Source organism: Salinivibrio sp. MA351 (genome assembly GCF_001996065.1).
In the GTDB taxonomy this organism is placed as follows: domain Bacteria; phylum Pseudomonadota; class Gammaproteobacteria; order Enterobacterales; family Vibrionaceae; genus Salinivibrio; species Salinivibrio costicola.
On the sequence record NZ_MUFG01000038.1, the window covers coordinates 1 to 16,304 of the forward strand.

Genomic DNA, 16,304 nt, shown 5'->3' on the forward strand with positions numbered 1-16,304 from the left:
CAATTAAAGTTTTGGTGTTTGCTTTTCCAAAGAAAAGACAAACGGCTCGATAAATACTGTTTTGTTCGTCTCTTGCGAGACAAACGAATTGACTGTGCCGAATAACTAAAAGTTATATCGTATTGGTCACTCAGTTCATCGAATAAATCTTTTTGTCTATTCTCAACGAGTGCCCACACAGATTGCATAGGTCAAATTTTTAAAGAGCGCCGCTCATCGTTGAGCGGGAGTGGCATAATACGCCACTTTGGCATTGAGTCAAGCATTTTGTTTTGCTTGTCTGTATTGCCGTTGTTAGCTCGGCTTGCCGTGCCAACGAGAGCGCATTATAGAGAGGTAATTTTTTGGCGCAAGGGGTTTTTGATAAAAACAGCACAAGCGATTAAAAACCAACCAAACGGGTGATAACTCACTCGTTTGCGGCGCTCATAGACGCTTATTACATACCTTGGTGTCGAAGCGTTGACCCTGTGAAGTAAAATCTCAGCGTCTGTGCCTTATTTCGGTTATCTTGCCAGCGAACTTCTAATACGAGTGTTTTCGCATAAACACCGCCATCATCGGTGAGCACATTTTTAATCTCAGTCACTGCCAGTTGGTAACCAGTATCTTCAGTATCTATCAAGCATCTTGCTAAACGGCTCAACTTCATGACTACAGTATGGCTTGCACTGCAGGGCGTATCCGTGTTCATTAAACGCCAATGCGCAAGTTGGTTACTAGCAACATGCATAGCCCCTTCTGCCAAGCGCGCATTGTGTTGCTTAGCTTGAATATCGACAGTGAGTGTATAAATACCTGCGCCCGTAACCGCTACTAACACTAACGCAATCAATATTTCGATAAAGGAAAAGCCTCGCGCTCGCAACATGCTACCCCTCCTCATAAGGCGGTTTGATGTCATGATAGCTATTACCGACTGGACGCCACTGCTTAAGACCTTTAAAACTCTGCTGTACCGTTTCATCATTATAGGTTGGTTGAAATGAACCATACACCACAGAATGGCCATCCGGCACATCAGTAATAAATGCGCCTTTGGTGATGAAACTACCGTGAAACCAAAAAGGGACACGGCTTGCTTTATCAGGATTGGTGACTGTTGATGTGATCATTTCGCAAAGTTCTTGGATATTACTATCGTCGTGAGAGCAAGACATCCCGCCAGATTCGGAGGTGTGCATTCCCCATTGATTAGCAAACCCATAAGCGGTAAGTGTTGGGTTGAATTGATAAATCACACCGTTAAATGTATCCATGCCGCCTCGTAATGCCAGAATACCGTCTTGAACAACCAGGAGAATAGGTACATCGCTTTTTAACGCCGCATTTTGCTCCCGACTCAAATCGCAAGGCCCCTCCACCCATACTTTAATATTCGCGCTCTCTGATGATGAACTGCTTAAAATCGCATTCAACAATGGCTCATAACACTCAGAGGGATCGCCATAGGTACTAAAAACTGTGCCGCCTTGTCGCTCAAATTGCTCTCTGACTGTTTCCCACTGCGCGCGAGGGACACCAAAGTAATCGTTGAACAAGTCCATATTCTCAACGTTGGTTTGCACATCTTTTTTTAGTCGCGCGCCGGTTTCATCGCGACTATCTGCCACTGTGTAGTCGCTAACCTCCGTTTTATATTCGGGGGCGCACTCATCGCTACCATCTAAGCGAACGGTAAATCTGTTTTGACTTTTTTCCTCTTCATTCTTTGAGCTCTCTGAACTCTTTGACTGATTCTCACCGAGCGTGCGCGGACGAATCATGACATCGCCCCCCGCCATAATTGAATGGCATTCATATAAACCATCCTCTCGCTTTTTTCCTTTTACCGGTCGCCATGTATTGCCACCGTAAAACGCGGCCGATCCAGAAGTGACAAACGAACTTCTTCGCGCGCCGGTGGCTTTTGCCAGAGTCACCCCAACTTGTTGCTGTGCATGAGTCGCGTAAAGATGCCACATTCCGCGCTCACTGTTTTGCCATGGTGCCAACCATAATTGACTTTGCGCGACGTTTTGACAGGGAGAAAGTTGTTCTAGTGCTTGGGCGATATCATTGTTGGATAACTCAATGCCATCATGTTGAATTTTAGCCACCGCACAGTCGAGAGCGGCCCAAGCTTTGGAAAGTGATTGTTCGGTTTTGACTCTCGCTTGCGTCTGTTGGATATCATTAACCGCACGTCGACTGACTCCTAACACAATGAGAAGTGCAATCAGTGCAACACTCGCAACCACCGCAAGCGTTGCTATACCTTGGTCGTACTTATGTTTTCTGATGTATTTCATGGTGAAACAACCGTATTAGCTAAAACCAAGGTTCTCGACACTTGTTCACTTTCGCTAGGTTGACGTTTTAATGAGGCGGAGAGTTCGATAGTTAACGCGGTAATACGTCGCCCTGTCTCCGTCCGCGTCTCATCACGAGAAAAGGCTAAATGCGTGACCTTCAATGCTCGGGATGAAATATCTCGCCAGTACCCTGACTCACATGACCAATTTTTGGTGTCTTGGTGATTTTCATAAGCCTCTATCGCCTGTGATTCTGCATCGAAACGAAATCCTTTGGCATCGTCTTTATCAATAGTTTGCGTGGAGTGAGTACGCCCTTGTTGGTACGCAAATCGCAAACATTGCCCGCTAGATTGCTCAGGCACGTCATCAATTAACACAATGTGCGCCTCATCTCCGCTTTTAAACACGTAAGGGGAAGTCCTGCCGCATTGATAACAGAGGGCTGCACGGCGAATATCCGCCTCCATAAAGGAAAGAAGGCGACTCATTTCTAAAGACAAAAACGTTTTATTATCCAGACGCGTTTGTGTCGCCGTCGCTGTTGTCATCACCGCCAGTGCCGCGATGGTGACTATCATACTCACCGTCAGCCCCACTAAGAGTTCAACCAATGAATGGCCTTTACAGTTAGCTGCACGCACTGGCTACCTCCCGCCACGGACAAACATCAAAGCCAAGGTACTGGCGAACGGTGACAATGTAATCCGGTGTGCTGGCAAGATCGTGGCTTAGACCAAGTGTGAGATTATGACTGGGTCGCTGTGTGCGAAAATCGATAGTAAATAGATCCCCGTCAGGCAATAACACCCACTCCTCACTCACTTTCTTTTTTAATTGAATTGCTTTAGGTAGCCTGACCATAGCTGATGCGGTTTGTTGACACGATATTTTAGCCATCGCGCCCGTTCTACTCACACTGTTCGCTTTTTCGTTGACCGGTTGAGCAATAATGCATTGCGTATTTTCGTCTTGATGCAAAATAAGACGATATGCTTGGCTCTGATTGATCGCACGACTTTGAGTCAGTTGGAATAAGCTTGCCAGTTCTGCACTGCGACTGGCCATCACGGCCACTTGGCGTGAATAGGTAAAGCTAGGAAATGCGATGGCACAAATAACCGCTAACACACTCAATACAATCAATAATTCAATCAATGTTACGCCATGTTGCTGTAGCCTACTTGGCGTGAATTGGGTACGGTGAAAACGCATACTGCCTCCCAAGATCGCCGCCTGCCGATTGAGCGCAGACTACCACTCTCATAAGCTCTGTATGCGTTTGGTGATTGAGTCTTCGAGGGGCACGTAGAAATGCGTTTATATTTTTGTCGCTATTTACAACATGGCGTGACACTGATCGAAATGATGCTTGTACTGGCCATCATCGCAACACTTGTAGGGATTGCCATCCCCAGCTATGCCGAGCACCAACAACGACAGACGCGGCAAGCGGCGACTCGACATTTAATTCAGTTACAAGCGTGGGTAGAGCAGCAATTTACGATGGCTGAGCAATATCCGTCGGTATCAGATGTCGCTAAGTTAGAAGAGGCGCTATGTGCGGATTGTCAGCTCTCACCGGATTATCGGTTCGAAATCCAAGGTGGGAAGGCAGCCTATAAGATCCTTGCTCACCCTCGAACAAGTTACCCTCAAATCGATGACGCATGTGCTACCTTGGTGCTCCATGCGAACGGACTGATAACGTCGACCTCATCAAATGCATCTTGTCCTTTACCGCATGTTCGATCAACAAATACGTTTTCGTCAGGCATAAAAAAAGCCAGCACAGAGCTGGCCTTTCTATGATGACTGAAGATTCAATACTGGCTATCCCGTATGCACGAGGCCCAGTTGCTTATCCAGTTAAATCATCAAAAAACTTTTTGACACCGTCAAAGAAGCCCTCTGATTTTGGCTTGTGTTTTTTCGCTTCAGTGCCACTAAAAGACTCTTCTAGCTCTTGTAGAAGCTCTTTTTGACGGCTGCTTAAGTTCACTGGCGTTTCGACAACCATCTTACAGATCAGGTCACCCATACCGCCGCCACGAACAGACTGCACCCCTTTACCGCGCATACGGAACATGCGTCCTGTTTGCGTTTCTGCTGGCACTTTTAAGCTTACACGGCCATCAAGGGTAGGCACTTCAACCTCGCCACCTAGCGCGGCCATGGTGAAACTCACCGGTACTTCACAATACAAGTTGTTGCCATCTCGGGTGAAAATGTGGTGTTCACGAACGTGTACTTGAACGTATAAGTCGCCCGCTGGCGCACCATTTTCTCCCGCTTCACCTTCACTTGATAAGCGAATACGATCGCCTGTATCAACCCCTGCTGGGATTTTCACATTCAAGTGCTTGGTCTCTTTGACGCGACCTTGACCGTGGCAGCTATTACAAGGGTCTTTGATAATGGTACCGCTGCCGTGACACGTTGGGCAGGCCTGCTGAACCGCAAAGAAACCTTGGCGCATTTGTACTTGGCCAATACCGTTACAGGTCCCACAGGTTTGCTTCTTAGTCCCCGGTTTCGCACCACTACCATCACACGTCGAACAGCCGACATAGGTGGGCACTTCGATCTCTTTGCTGACGCCACGGACCGCTTCTTCAAGCGTTAGCTCCATGTTGTAGCGTAAATCGGCACCACGTTGTGCGCGTTGCTGACCACCGCGACGACCTCCGCCGAATATATCGCCGAATACGTCACCAAAAATATCGCTAAAGTCAGCACCACCGCCGCCAAAGCCGCCACCGCCGAAGCCGCCGCCTCCCATGCCACCTTGTTCAAAGGCTGCATGACCATATTGGTCGTAGGCTGCACGTTTTTGCGGATCGGTCAGTATTTCGTATGCCAACTTCACTTCTTTAAATTTTTCGTCGGCATCATCGCCTTTATTGCGGTCTGGGTGATACTTCATCGCCAGCCGCTTATAGGCCTTTTTAATATCGCGCTCGCTTGCATCGCGGCTTAAGCCGAGCACTTCATATAAATCTCTTTTAGACATGGTCTGACTGCACCTGTTTACGTCAACAAAACAAAGACGTTCAAATCACTGTTTGATAAAACGACGGGCGAAGGAGATCGCTCCCCTACGCCCGTGCTTATTAACGACAGTGCTTTCGCTTATTTCTTGTCGTCGTCTTTAACTTCTTCGAACTCAGCATCAACAACGTCGTCGTCTTGTTTTGCTGAATCGGCACCGGCGTCTTGCTGCGCCTGCTCATTTTGAGCTTGCTGCTGGGCAATTTCCATCAGTTTTGATGAAGCCGCAACCAGTGCTTGAACCTTCGCATCGATGTCTTCTTTATCTTCACCGTTGCGTGCGGTTTCCAGCTCAGAGATAGCTGTTTCGATCTTCTCTTTGTCTTCAGCAGGCAATTTGTCACCCGCTTCGTCCATTTGCTTGCGTGTACCATGAATGAGCTGATCAGCTTGGTTACGGGCAGTGACTAACTCTTCGAACTTTTTGTCCGCTTCTTTGTTAGCTTCTGCTTCTTGTACCATTTTCTCAACGTCTTCATCGCTTAGGCCACCAGACGCTTGGATGGTGATCTTCTGCTCTTGACCGGTTTGCTTATCAGCCGCAGACACGTTCAAGATACCATCCGCGTTCAAGTCGAAAGTCACTTCAATTTGTGGTGTGCCACGTGGCGCTGGCTGAATACCTTCTAGGTTAAACTGACCCAGTGATTTGTTGTGCATGGCTTGCTTACGCTCACCTTGGATCACATGAATCGTTACCGCGCTTTGGTTGTCTTCAGCGGTTGAGAACACTTGATTCGCCTTAGTTGGAATCGTCGTGTTTTTCTCAATCAGCTTGGTCATCACACCGCCCATGGTTTCGATACCTAGCGATAGTGGCGTAACGTCAAGCAGTAGTACGTCTTTAACATCGCCAGACAGTACACCACCCTGTGCAGCCGCACCCATTGCAACCGCTTCATCCGGGTTCACGTCCTTACGTGCATCCTTACCGAAGTACTCTGCAACTTTTGACTGAACCATCGGCATGCGGGTTTGACCACCGACCAAGATAACATCCGTGATTTCATCAACAGACAGCTCGGCGTCAGCCAGGGCCACTTTCATTGGTTCGAGTGAACGTTGAACCAGATCTTCAACCAGTGATTCCAGCTTGGCACGAGTAATCTTGATGTTCATGTGCTTAGGACCGGTTGCGTCCGCAGTCACATAAGGCAAGTTCACGTCTGTTTGCTGCGCAGAAGACAGTTCAATCTTCGCTTTCTCAGCCGCTTCTTTGACACGCTGCATCGCGAGCGGGTCTTGACGCAGATCGATGCCTTGCTCTTTCTTAAATTCGTCGACCAAGTAGGTGATCAAACGGTTATCGAAGTCTTCACCACCCAAGTGGGTGTCACCGTTGGTTGCCAGTACTTCGAAGGTTTGCTCACCATCGACTTCATCAATTTCGATGATAGAGATATCGAACGTACCACCACCCAGGTCATAAACCGCGATAGTGCGATCGCCACCTTTCTTATCAAGGCCATAAGCCAATGCTGCCGCTGTAGGCTCGTTGATAATACGTTTAACTTCTAGTCCCGCAATACGACCAGCATCCTTAGTCGCTTGACGCTGAGAGTCATTAAAGTAAGCAGGAACAGTGATTACCGCGCCAGTCACTTCTTCGCCGAGGAAGTCTTCAGCGGTTTTCTTCATTTTCTTCAACACTTCAGCTGACACTTGTGGCGCGGCCATTTTTTGGCCTTTCGCTTCAACCCAAGCATCACCGTTATCTGCCTTCACAATTTTGAAAGGCATGATACTGATGTCACGCTGTACTTCTTCATCTTCGAAGCGGCGACCGATCAGACGCTTAATCGCGTATAGGGTGTTTTCTGGGTTTGTCACTGCCTGGCGCTTCGCAGGCTGGCCGACAAGTGTTTCACCATCTTGTGTGTAAGCGATAACGGATGGCGTTGTACGATCACCTTCTGCGTTTTCAATTACGCGCGTTTTTTCACCGTCTAGTACGGCGACACATGAGTTGGTTGTACCCAAGTCAATACCAATGATTTTACCCATCTGGTGCTCTCCGAAATTCGTTCTGTGGCTGTAGTTCGTTACCCTTTATGTGGGGGTAACTGTGAGAGGTTCAACCCCCTCACCGCAAATTTTTATTTGTTGCTGCCGTTTAAATAAGGGCAGCACGACACTTTTCAAGGGCTAGCAGCAAAAAAATCCGTGTTCGTCACTCACGTATCACAAGCGGAGTAACAAATTAACTATTGATGCTATGCCCTTATTAAAATCACGCTTTTTCGTCGACGTTGCCTTGTGCGGCTTTCGATACCATCACCATCGCTGGACGTACCACGCGACCATTTAACTCATAGCCTTTTTGCATCACCATCATTACGGTGTTTGGCTCATGCTCAGTGCTTTCTTGGATCGTCATCGCTTGGTGAAGCTCAGGATTAAAAGGTTGGCCTTGTGGGTCAATCGCTTTCAAACCAAACTTATCAATGGTATCCATCATGGTTTTTAGCGTCAGCTCTACCCCTTCAACCATGGGCTTGATCGATTCATCTTCCTTATCCGCCATCTCGACAGCACGCTCAAGGTTGTCGATAACTGGCAGCAACTCACTGGCAAACTTCTCCAGTGCAAACTTTCGCGCTTTCTCTACTTCTTGCTCTGATCGACGACGCATATTGTCTACGTCAGCACGGGCACGAAGCACACTGTCTTGTTGCTCTTGCACTTTGGCTTCACTGGCTTCAAGTGCTGCTTCTAACTCTGTAATGCGTGCAATCATGGCTTCGGTTTCCTCTTGCTCAATGTCTGCACTACCGCTTGCCTGTTGCTCAACCGTCTGCTCTGCATCTTTGCCTTCAGCAGCTTGCGCATCTTTCATCGCTTCTTGCTCTTGCTTAACTTTCTGTTCTTCGCTCATGATCACTCCGACACAAATGGCATTGCCCAGCGCGCACTGGGACTGTTTAACTTGATTGTGGAAGTATTATGGGGATGAATCTTTATGATTCAACCGCCCACATAACGCAAATCACGACAATCCTTTTTTTACCGCGTTATACTGGGCACAAATAACAATGGGATCCTGATTATGTCGACACCATTCCAGCGCATTGCCTTAATTGGTAAACCTCGCAACCCAGACGCAGTGAATACACACATCGGCCTTTATCATTGGCTCACCGAGCGCGGTTACGAGGTGTGCATTGATACACGCTTGAGTACCAATTTGGGGCTACCCGACGCGCACTATCTGGATTTGGTTAATATTGGTCAGCACGCTGATCTCGCGATCGTTATCGGTGGCGACGGTAATATGCTCGGCGCCGCTCGCGTACTGTCACGAAGCGATATAAAAGTGATTGGTGTAAACCGCGGTAATTTAGGCTTTTTGACTGACCTGGATCCCGATGCCTTTGAAAATGCCCTAGACGCCGTTTTAGGTGGCGACTACATGGAAGAAGACCGTTTTTTGCTTGAAACAGAGATCCATCGTCACGATCAGGTTAAAAGCCATAACGCTTCGCTCAACGAGGCCGTTTTACACCCTGGGCAAGTGGCTCACATGATTGAGTTTGAGGTCTATATTAACGAGCATTTCGCCTTTTCGCAGCGCTCAGATGGGATCATTATTTCAACGCCGACGGGATCAACAGCCTATAGCTTATCAGGTGGCGGCCCCATCTTATCCCCCAGCCTCAACGCTATTTCTTTAGTCCCTATGTTCCCCCATACCCTATCAAGCCGGCCTTTGGTGGTAGATGGTAATCGCCGGATTAAATTATTAGTGTCTCCCGATAACCGCGGCACACTGGAAGTCAGTTGTGATGGGCAAGTTTCTTTGCCAGTGAATCCGGGCGATGAAGTCCATATTTACAAAAGCCCCGCCACACTCAAACTCATTCACCCCAAAGACTATAATTATTACAATACGTTACGTAAAAAGCTGGGTTGGTCTTCAAAGCTGTTCTGACGCGGCTGTTTTTTCATATCAACGTTATTTTCCTTCTTCCTGTTGGTATGCAAAACAGGCCAGCCACTTTTTGTCCATTTTTTGTGCGCCTCATCCCATTCACAATAATTCTCACTGAACAGTGTTCACTGGATGAAAAAACAGTATATACTGTATCTATACACAGTTGTTGATAGATACAGGTGTTTTCCTATGTTAGCCGATATAACCATTCAAAACTTTGCCATCGTTAAATCCTTGGAGTTGGAGTTTAGTAAAGGCATGACGGCGATAACCGGTGAGACCGGGGCAGGTAAATCTATTTCTATTGATGCGCTAGGCTTATGCTTAGGTGACCGCGCCGATGCCAATATGGTGCGCCCAGGGGAAAAGCGCGCTGAAATATCGACCAGCTTCACCTTGGAACAAAACAGTGCGGCGCGACGCTGGTTACAAGATAACGAATTAGAAGACGGTGACGATTGTATTTTAAGACGCGTAATCACTAAAGAAGGGCGGTCACGCGCTTATATCAATGGCAATCCGGTTCCTGCTTCTCAGCAAAAAGCACTTGGGCAACTTTTGATCAACATTCACGGTCAACATGCACATCAACAACTGTTACGCCCTGAGCACCAAATTACGTTGCTTGACCAATATGCGGGTCATCAATCGTTGATCGATAAAATGGCAACGCGCTATCAACGTTGGCGTCGCACAAAAAATGAGCTAAAAGCACTGATAAAGAAAAAGGACGATATTGAGGCGCAACAACAGCTGCTTGAGTATCAAGTGGGCGAACTCAATGAACTTGCGCTTGGTGAAGACGAATATCAGCAAATTGAAGAAGAGCATAAACGCTTATCCAACAGTGGTGATATCGCGATGACAAGCCAAGCAGTGGTTGATCTGCTCTGCGATGGCGAAGAAAGCAATACGCTTGGCCTGCTAACTGCTGCGCAACAACGTTTGAATGAATTAGCGACACTAGACAATCACTTCTCTCCGCTGGCTGAAATGCTCGAAGAAGCTAGAATTCAAACTCAAGAAACCAGTCAGGAGATCGCCCGTTATCTTGATCAACTCGACATGGATCCGCAGCGTTTACAATATTTAGATCAACGCATGGCTACCATTATGAGTTTGTCACGCAAACACCATGTTCAACCAGAGGTGCTGTATAGCACACATCAACAGTTGATAACGGAGCTAGAAAAACTCGCGCACAATGATGAGGCCATTGAGCAGCTTCAAGCCGAAGTCGACAAGCAATTCGCAGACTGTTTAGACACAGCAGAAAAGCTCAGTAAAAGCCGTCGTCGTTATGCCAAAGAGCTCAATAAACTCATTACCCAAAGCATGCATCAGCTCAGCATGGAACACGGCAGTTTTGAAATCCAAGTCGAAAATAAAGCAGAGACCCACCTAAGTCCTCTAGGCGGCGATGCGGTCGCATTTTTGGTCTCGACCAATCCCGGCCAGCCTTTACAACCACTCGCAAAGGTCGCATCAGGTGGTGAGTTATCGCGGATCTCCCTCGCTATTCAAGTGATTACAGCACAAAAAGTGGAAACACCTAGCCTTATCTTTGACGAGGTTGATGTCGGTATTAGCGGGCCAACCGCCGCCATTGTGGGTCAATTATTACGTCAGCTTGGCGAATCGACCCAAGTTATGTGTGTCACCCATTTGCCACAAGTTGCCGGCTGTGGTCATCAACAAATGTTTGTCGCCAAAGAGACTGACCAAGGCACGACGACCACTCGCATGTACCCACTCGATTACCAGGCCCGTATTAATGAGCTGGCCCGTTTGCTTGGTGGCAGTGAAATTACCGAGCGTACTTTAGCAAATGCCGAAGATCTGCTCATTGCCGCTTAAAAAAACACGGCATTAATCACATGCTTGCTCGAGGGAAGTGTGCAACGTTCACTTTCCTCGGCTATTTCTTTTCCCATTGCGAACTTTTTCACGTTATGACCCTCCAAACGCTAGTCGTTGGCAGGTTTTTTACATATATTCTCTGCTTGTTTATACTCGACGCGCTATGCACCGCAGGCACCGCTTGCAAAACGTACTGAGTGACGTGATTTGCCCTCAACGAGACAGTGAAGATATTAACTATGGGTTGGAAAAAAGCCGCCGTTGCCTCTCTAATGGCGATTGCCATTATGGGTTGCTCTTATGCCGAAAAACTGGTTTATCGTGTAGATATCAATCAAGGCAACTATATTGAAAAAAAGGCCGTAGACTCATTGAAGTTTGGCATGACAAAAGAGCAGGTCAAATTCCTTCTCGGCCCACCGATGTTGGTTGAGTCTGGCTACCCAAACACTTGGTACTTCGTACAGTGGCAACAGCCGGGCCACCAAGATCCAACGCAAAAAGATTTAGTGCTCTCGTTTGATGATAATAATCAATTAGTCAGCATGAGTGGTGACTATGAGCCGGGCGACCAGTTTTTTGAGGCTGTGCAATAAGCAGTGACAGCCATTGGCTCGTTAAAAGGCGCCGGATATCGGCGCCTTTACTGTGATTATTTATCGCTTGAGCAAGGCCAAGCATCGGTGTTCGACGGTTAGCGCTTACGCTTGGTATCAACCCGTCCACCTGTCACAGGATCGGCCTTGCCCTCTTGCTTCGCTCGTTCAGCTCGACGGCGGCGAATTTCCTTCGGATCAGCTTGGAGTGGCCGATAGATCTCAATCCGATCACCCTCTCTTACTTGCGCGTCAAGCTTCACCGGTCGGCTAAAAATACCCACTTTGTTGGTGGACAAATCAATGTCAGGGTACGCGCTCAAGATACCCGACTGGCGGATAATCTCTTCAACACTTGTATCAGCCTTAACGACACAATTAAAGATGCGTTGCTCATTCGGTAGCGGATACACCACTTCCACATGCACCAGAGTCTCTTCACTCATAAATCGCTTTCGCTCGCTCTGTAAACGCTTTTACCATACTGCTGGTTAACTCACTAAAAATGCGCCCAAACGCTGCTTCCACCAGACGGTTAGTGAATTCAAACTCAAGGTTTAACTCTATCTTACACGCATCACTCGACAACGGCGTAAATTGCCACCCCCCACTTAAACGCTTAAACGGACCGTCAACTAAGGTCATATCAATACGCGCATTGTCGGTTAAGTAATTTTTTGTTGTAAACGTCTTCTTTATGCCCGCTTTGGCCACGTCCAGTGAAGCGACCATGGTTGAGTCTGTGTGCTCTATCAATCGAGTGCTCACACATCCGGGCAAAAACTCGGGGTACGCTTCAACATCGTTCACCAAGGCAAACATTTGCTCAGCACTGAACGGCACTAAAGCCGAGCGGATGATTTGCGGCATAGGGACTCCTTAAAGTTAACCGCGAGATAATACCACTGAGGTCGCCTTTCACCAATGTTAGCGGCTAGCATATCTAAGAAAGTCATGCGGTTTGTCTAACAGCATGCGATAATCCTTTCATTCTTCGACACATCGCCTTTATAATGCGCGGACTATGGCTAAGAAAAACGCAAAGAACAAAGCAAATAGCAACACCATTGCGCTGAATAAAAAAGCACGCTTTGAGTACTTTATTGAAGATGACTTCGAAGCGGGGCTAGAGCTGCAAGGTTGGGAAGTGAAAGCACTTCGATCGGGCAAAGCCAATATCAGCGAAAGCTATGTGTTGCTCAAAGACGGGGAAGCCTTTTTGTTCGGGGCAACGATCACCCCGCTGAATGTCGCCTCCACGCATGTGGTCGCTGATCCACAACGCACCCGTAAGCTCTTGCTCAAACGGCGGGAGCTTGATACCTTACTGGGTAAGGTTAATCGAGACGGTTTCACCGTGGTGGCATTGTCTTTATACTGGAAAAAATCATTTGCTAAGCTCAAAATAGGCTTAGCGAAAGGTAAAAAATTACACGATAAACGTGATACCGCGAAAGACAGAGACTGGCAGCGTCAAAAATCCAGGATCATGAAACACTCAACGCGGTAATCGTTGACGCGGCAGATCAATGTGTTAGACTCTGCCGCAACACTCTGGGGCTGATTCAGGATTCGACAGGATTGAGAAGGCCCGTGGAGCATGCCGAGGGGCGGTTGGCCTCGTAAAAAGCCGCAAAAAAATAGTCGCAAACGACGAAAACTACGCACTAGCAGCTTAATAACCTGCTGAGTGCCTATCCTCTCTAGCCTTCGCCTGTAGGACGGGGAATCAGGATAGTCAAAACCAAACAGGATCGCGTGGAGGCTTTGACCCAAGAGCTGAAGCGTTAAACATAAGTTGGGTATGTCTTTGTGTGGCGTGTTTGTCCGCAGCACTCTGACGAGACTAAAGACAAACTAAGCATGTAGCGCCATCGGTTAGACTGATTCTGGACGCGGGTTCAACTCCCGCCAGCTCCACCAATCGATTGGAAAAGACGCCTTAGGGCGTCTTTTTTATTGCCTAAAAACTCGTCCCTAAACAAATAACCCTTTGCCTTCTCAGAAACTGTGCTACTGTTTAGTTCTCTCCTACAGCTTAGTAGGAGCTCTTTTCTTTACCGGGCGAAAGACTCGGCAATCCTTAGCGGCCCTTCTAAGCCTAACCAGGCTTCAATAATGTCCGTATCACCAAAATCAGCACACACTCCGACTCGATTAGTAGCAGGTAAAACGTCGCACGAAGACGTCGATTTAGCATCACCAACGACTCGATTCGATAACCAAGAAACATTACTCGAGAGCCAAGAGAGGTTAATCGAGAGCCAAGGGGCATTAACCCCGACGGCAATTGTTTATTGTGAAGGTCATTTTGGTAAAATTGATGGGAAAACTGCCAATGGTCTTGTCCGACACTCTCAAAAATATCGTATTCTCTCCGTTATAGACAGCTCCCTTGCAAACAAAGACGCGGGCGACGTTCTCGACAAAACCAAAAACAACATCCCTATTTTCGCCGACCTCGAAGAGGCTTTACATCATGAACCTACACGACCAGATTATTTTATTTTTGGTGTCGCGCCGTCCACAGGCTTACTGTCTGATTTAGATAAAAATGTCATCCTCGACGCCATGTCAAAACGGCTCAATATCGTTAATGGTTTACATGAATTTCTCAATGACGATGCCATTTTTGTTGATGCGAGCAAGAAGAACAACGTCCACATACTGGATATTCGCAAACCAAAGAAAAAAGAGGCGTTAAAAACATTTACTGGGCAAGTCCATAGTGTGACCTGTCCCATTGTCGCTATTTTGGGAACAGATTGTGCGCTCGGGAAACGGACCACTACGACAATATTGGCTCAAGAGCTCAGAAAGCTAGGGTTAAACGTCGTCATGATCGCCACCGGACAAACCGGTATTATTCAGGGTGAACGTTATTGTGTGGCACTCGATGCTGTTCCTTCTCAATTTTGTGCTGGCGAATTAGAGGCCGTGATCGTCGATGCCTACACCCAAGAAAACCCAGATATTATTTTAGTGGAAGGCCAAGGTGCTCTGAGTCATCCAGCCTTTTCCACGAGCTCATTCATACTGCGAGGAAGTTGCCCGACCGCAGTTATCTTACAGCATGCACCGAAACGCCTGTATCGTGTCGATTTTCCCAACATGGCGATACCGACGCTCGCAAGCGAAATTAACCTGATCGAAACATTTGCCAATACGCATGTCATTGGGATCACTCTCAACCACGAGGAGATGTCGATGGGAGAGACTTTATCTTATATCAATGCGTATACACATGAACTTAAACTCCCGGTCACCGATCCCTTATCGCAACCGAAAGAGCAATTAGTACAGATCCTACTTTCAGCGTTCCCACTGCTAGAAGATAAAATTGAAGCAAAGCAGTGAGCTATCCAAAAATAGAACTCGATTGCGCTAAAATATCCCTCAACACCCAACGACTGATTGAACAACTGACTTTAAAAGGCGTGACTGTCACTCCCGTGACCAAAAGCTGTTTGGGCCACCCTATCATAGCCAATACGCTCATTAATGCCGGCGCAACGATGCTCGCTGACTCAAGAGTAGATAATATAAAACGGATGAGAGAGGCAGGTGTCACGGTACCCACTCTATTAATACGTTCCCCGATGCTAAGCCAAATAGAACGCGTCGTCATTGACTGCGATATCAGTCTAAATACTGAAATTGCAGTGATCCAAAAACTCTCTGACGCCGCTGGGCGATGTAATCGTATTCACCAGATCATCATTATGGTTGAACTGGGAGATTTAAGAGAAGGTGTCATGCCCGACAACCTTATTAATCTGATCAACGATGTCATTAAACTGCCCAACATTACACTCAAAGGCATAGGTACGAATTTAACCTGCCGCTACGGTGTTGAGCCAGACGATATCAATATGCAGCTTTTATCGGATCTTGCCGAACACATCGAGACGACGTTTTCGATAAAGCTAGACATCATTTCGGGCGGTAACTCGGGCTCGATCAATTGGGTGCTAGCCCATCAAGGCCAAACCCGTATTAACCATTTACGGCTTGGCGAAGCAGTATTTTTAGGCCTAGTCCCAAAAAATCAGCCACAAATATCGGGCTTATCATCCACAGCGATCACATTAACAGCCGAGGTCATAGAGTCGAGCCAAAAACCCTCATACCCATGGGGAAAACGAGGCGTTAATGCCTTTGGTGAAACCATCAGCCTACAAAATAGAGGTCAGGTCAACCAGGCCATTCTTGCCTTAGGCCGACAGGATGTATGTATTGACGGATTACATCCTCCCAGCGGCATGACAATCGTTTCATCATGCAGTGATCATTTAATGGTTGAGACACCAGAAAAAATGCTAGCGGTCGGTGAAACCGTCACATTTGGGTTGGACTATAGTGCTTTTCTTTCAGCCATGACGTCCGAGTTTGTCGATAAAGTTTATCGATAGCCAATCATACGACAGTCTATCAACTTATAAGCCCCTCAGAAGAAAATGATTAATTATGCCAATAATTGTGTATTTAATCGTTATAATCAAATTTAAAATTAAAAAATATGCATAAAAAACCGCGCCATATCCCTCTATCACTGTTAAACCTCCTATTTAT

At 47.2% G+C, this 16,304-nt stretch carries 16 protein-coding genes and 1 other RNA gene; 8 read left to right on the forward strand and 9 right to left on the reverse strand.

What is annotated here, in order from left to right:
* Positions 1-439 precede the first annotated feature (439 nt).
* Genes BZG78_RS14420 through BZG78_RS14430 form a run of 4 tightly spaced genes read right to left on the reverse strand, consistent with a single transcriptional unit; the run spans position 440 to position 3,509 of the window.
* Positions 440-871 (reverse strand): type II secretion system protein, encoded by a 432-nt coding sequence (locus BZG78_RS14420; protein WP_158011809.1) that lies wholly within the window; start codon positions 869-871, stop codon positions 440-442.
* A gap of 1 nt (position 872) precedes the next feature.
* Positions 873-2,291: a hypothetical protein gene (locus BZG78_RS15440; protein ID WP_158011810.1), complete on the reverse strand. Its 1,419-nt coding sequence runs from the start codon at positions 2,289-2,291 to the stop codon at positions 873-875.
* Positions 2,288-2,938, reverse strand: a complete 651-nt coding sequence (locus BZG78_RS14425) for a prepilin-type N-terminal cleavage/methylation domain-containing protein (RefSeq protein ID WP_077661600.1) — start codon at positions 2,936-2,938, stop codon at positions 2,288-2,290. Before BZG78_RS14425 ends, BZG78_RS15440 begins: the two co-directional genes overlap by 4 nt.
* Positions 2,925-3,509: a prepilin-type N-terminal cleavage/methylation domain-containing protein gene (locus tag BZG78_RS14430; protein ID WP_077461839.1), complete on the reverse strand. Its 585-nt coding sequence runs from the start codon at positions 3,507-3,509 to the stop codon at positions 2,925-2,927. Before BZG78_RS14430 ends, BZG78_RS14425 begins: the two co-directional genes overlap by 14 nt.
* 99 nt (positions 3,510-3,608) lie before the next feature.
* Here BZG78_RS14430 and BZG78_RS14435 point away from each other — a divergent pair, with 99 nt between their 5' ends.
* Positions 3,609-4,106, forward strand: a complete 498-nt coding sequence (locus BZG78_RS14435; protein ID WP_077661606.1) for a type IV pilin protein — start codon at positions 3,609-3,611, stop codon at positions 4,104-4,106.
* 49 nt (positions 4,107-4,155) lie between these two features.
* Here the strand turns inward: BZG78_RS14435 and dnaJ are convergent, their stop codons facing one another.
* The 3 genes from dnaJ to grpE all read right to left on the reverse strand — a co-directional run bounded on the left by dnaJ (position 4,156) and on the right by grpE (position 8,220).
* Positions 4,156-5,307, reverse strand: a complete 1,152-nt coding sequence (gene dnaJ, locus BZG78_RS14440; RefSeq protein ID WP_021024339.1) for a molecular chaperone DnaJ — start codon at positions 5,305-5,307, stop codon at positions 4,156-4,158.
* A 119-nt stretch (positions 5,308-5,426) separates the two neighbouring features.
* On the reverse strand, positions 5,427-7,349 hold the full coding sequence (gene dnaK, locus BZG78_RS14445) for a molecular chaperone DnaK (RefSeq protein WP_021024340.1): 1,923 nt from the start codon (positions 7,347-7,349) through the stop codon (positions 5,427-5,429).
* A gap of 226 nt (positions 7,350-7,575) precedes the next feature.
* A complete protein-coding gene (gene grpE, locus BZG78_RS14450; RefSeq protein ID WP_021024341.1) occupies positions 7,576-8,220 on the reverse strand; it encodes a nucleotide exchange factor GrpE in 645 nt (214 codons plus the stop codon).
* 171 nt (positions 8,221-8,391) lie between these two features.
* Here grpE and nadK point away from each other — a divergent pair, with 171 nt between their 5' ends.
* From nadK to bamE, 3 genes are all read left to right on the forward strand, one after another.
* On the forward strand, positions 8,392-9,273 hold the full coding sequence (nadK, locus tag BZG78_RS14455; protein WP_077661601.1) for an NAD(+) kinase: 882 nt from the start codon (positions 8,392-8,394) through the stop codon (positions 9,271-9,273).
* Positions 9,274-9,465: 192 nt separating this feature from the next.
* Complete coding sequence (gene recN / locus BZG78_RS14460; protein ID WP_077661602.1) at positions 9,466-11,133, forward strand: DNA repair protein RecN; 1,668 nt, start codon at positions 9,466-9,468, stop codon at positions 11,131-11,133.
* Between the two features lie 242 nt (positions 11,134-11,375).
* Positions 11,376-11,732 carry an outer membrane protein assembly factor BamE gene (bamE, locus tag BZG78_RS14465; RefSeq protein ID WP_077661603.1) on the forward strand — a complete coding sequence of 119 codons (357 nt, stop codon included), beginning with the start codon at positions 11,376-11,378 and terminating at the stop codon, positions 11,730-11,732.
* Positions 11,733-11,830: 98 nt separating this feature from the next.
* Here bamE and BZG78_RS14470 read toward each other — a convergent pair whose 3' ends face one another.
* Together BZG78_RS14470 and BZG78_RS14475 are read right to left on the reverse strand one after the other, a co-directional pair.
* Complete coding sequence (locus tag BZG78_RS14470) at positions 11,831-12,178, reverse strand: RnfH family protein (RefSeq protein WP_021024345.1); 348 nt, start codon at positions 12,176-12,178, stop codon at positions 11,831-11,833.
* A complete protein-coding gene (locus tag BZG78_RS14475; RefSeq protein ID WP_021024346.1) occupies positions 12,171-12,602 on the reverse strand; it encodes an SRPBCC family protein in 432 nt (143 codons plus the stop codon). Before BZG78_RS14475 ends, BZG78_RS14470 begins: the two co-directional genes overlap by 8 nt.
* A gap of 154 nt (positions 12,603-12,756) precedes the next feature.
* On the opposite strand from BZG78_RS14475, the gene smpB reads away from it, so the two are divergent.
* The 4 genes from smpB to BZG78_RS14495 all read left to right on the forward strand — a co-directional run bounded on the left by smpB (position 12,757) and on the right by BZG78_RS14495 (position 16,144).
* Positions 12,757-13,242: an SsrA-binding protein SmpB gene (gene smpB, locus BZG78_RS14480; protein WP_021024347.1), complete on the forward strand. Its 486-nt coding sequence runs from the start codon at positions 12,757-12,759 to the stop codon at positions 13,240-13,242.
* A 46-nt stretch (positions 13,243-13,288) separates the two neighbouring features.
* Positions 13,289-13,655: a transfer-messenger RNA gene (ssrA, locus tag BZG78_RS14485) on the forward strand.
* A gap of 195 nt (positions 13,656-13,850) precedes the next feature.
* Positions 13,851-15,089: a DUF1611 domain-containing protein gene (locus BZG78_RS14490; protein WP_077661604.1), complete on the forward strand. Its 1,239-nt coding sequence runs from the start codon at positions 13,851-13,853 to the stop codon at positions 15,087-15,089.
* Positions 15,086-16,144, forward strand: coding sequence for an alanine/ornithine racemase family PLP-dependent enzyme (locus BZG78_RS14495; protein ID WP_077661605.1), 1,059 nt, complete (start codon positions 15,086-15,088; stop codon positions 16,142-16,144). Before BZG78_RS14490 ends, BZG78_RS14495 begins: the two co-directional genes overlap by 4 nt.
* Positions 16,145-16,304: the final 160 nt, after the last annotated feature.

What these genes read in the sequence shown, in the direction of transcription:
- BZG78_RS14420 (WP_158011809.1), bottom strand. Translation starts at nt 871, where the DNA reads ATGTTGCGAGCGCGAGGCTTTTCCTTTATCGAAATATTGATTGCGTTA.
- recN (WP_077661602.1), top strand. Translation starts at nt 9,466, where the DNA reads ATGTTAGCCGATATAACCATTCAAAACTTTGCCATCGTTAAATCCTTG.
- BZG78_RS14470 (WP_021024345.1), bottom strand. Translation starts at nt 12,178, where the DNA reads ATGAGTGAAGAGACTCTGGTGCATGTGGAAGTGGTGTATCCGCTACCG.
- BZG78_RS14490 (WP_077661604.1), top strand. Translation starts at nt 13,851, where the DNA reads ATGTCCGTATCACCAAAATCAGCACACACTCCGACTCGATTAGTAGCA.
- BZG78_RS14430 (WP_077461839.1), bottom strand. Translation starts at nt 3,509, where the DNA reads ATGCGTTTTCACCGTACCCAATTCACGCCAAGTAGGCTACAGCAACAT.
- dnaJ (WP_021024339.1), bottom strand. Translation starts at nt 5,307, where the DNA reads ATGTCTAAAAGAGATTTATATGAAGTGCTCGGCTTAAGCCGCGATGCA.
- dnaK (WP_021024340.1), bottom strand. Translation starts at nt 7,349, where the DNA reads ATGGGTAAAATCATTGGTATTGACTTGGGTACAACCAACTCATGTGTC.
- nadK (WP_077661601.1), top strand. Translation starts at nt 8,392, where the DNA reads ATGTCGACACCATTCCAGCGCATTGCCTTAATTGGTAAACCTCGCAAC.
- grpE (WP_021024341.1), bottom strand. Translation starts at nt 8,220, where the DNA reads ATGAGCGAAGAACAGAAAGTTAAGCAAGAGCAAGAAGCGATGAAAGAT.
- BZG78_RS14475 (WP_021024346.1), bottom strand. Translation starts at nt 12,602, where the DNA reads ATGCCGCAAATCATCCGCTCGGCTTTAGTGCCGTTCAGTGCTGAGCAA.
- BZG78_RS15440 (WP_158011810.1), bottom strand. Translation starts at nt 2,291, where the DNA reads ATGAAATACATCAGAAAACATAAGTACGACCAAGGTATAGCAACGCTT.
- smpB (WP_021024347.1), top strand. Translation starts at nt 12,757, where the DNA reads ATGGCTAAGAAAAACGCAAAGAACAAAGCAAATAGCAACACCATTGCG.
- BZG78_RS14435 (WP_077661606.1), top strand. Translation starts at nt 3,609, where the DNA reads ATGCGTTTATATTTTTGTCGCTATTTACAACATGGCGTGACACTGATC.
- bamE (WP_077661603.1), top strand. Translation starts at nt 11,376, where the DNA reads ATGGGTTGGAAAAAAGCCGCCGTTGCCTCTCTAATGGCGATTGCCATT.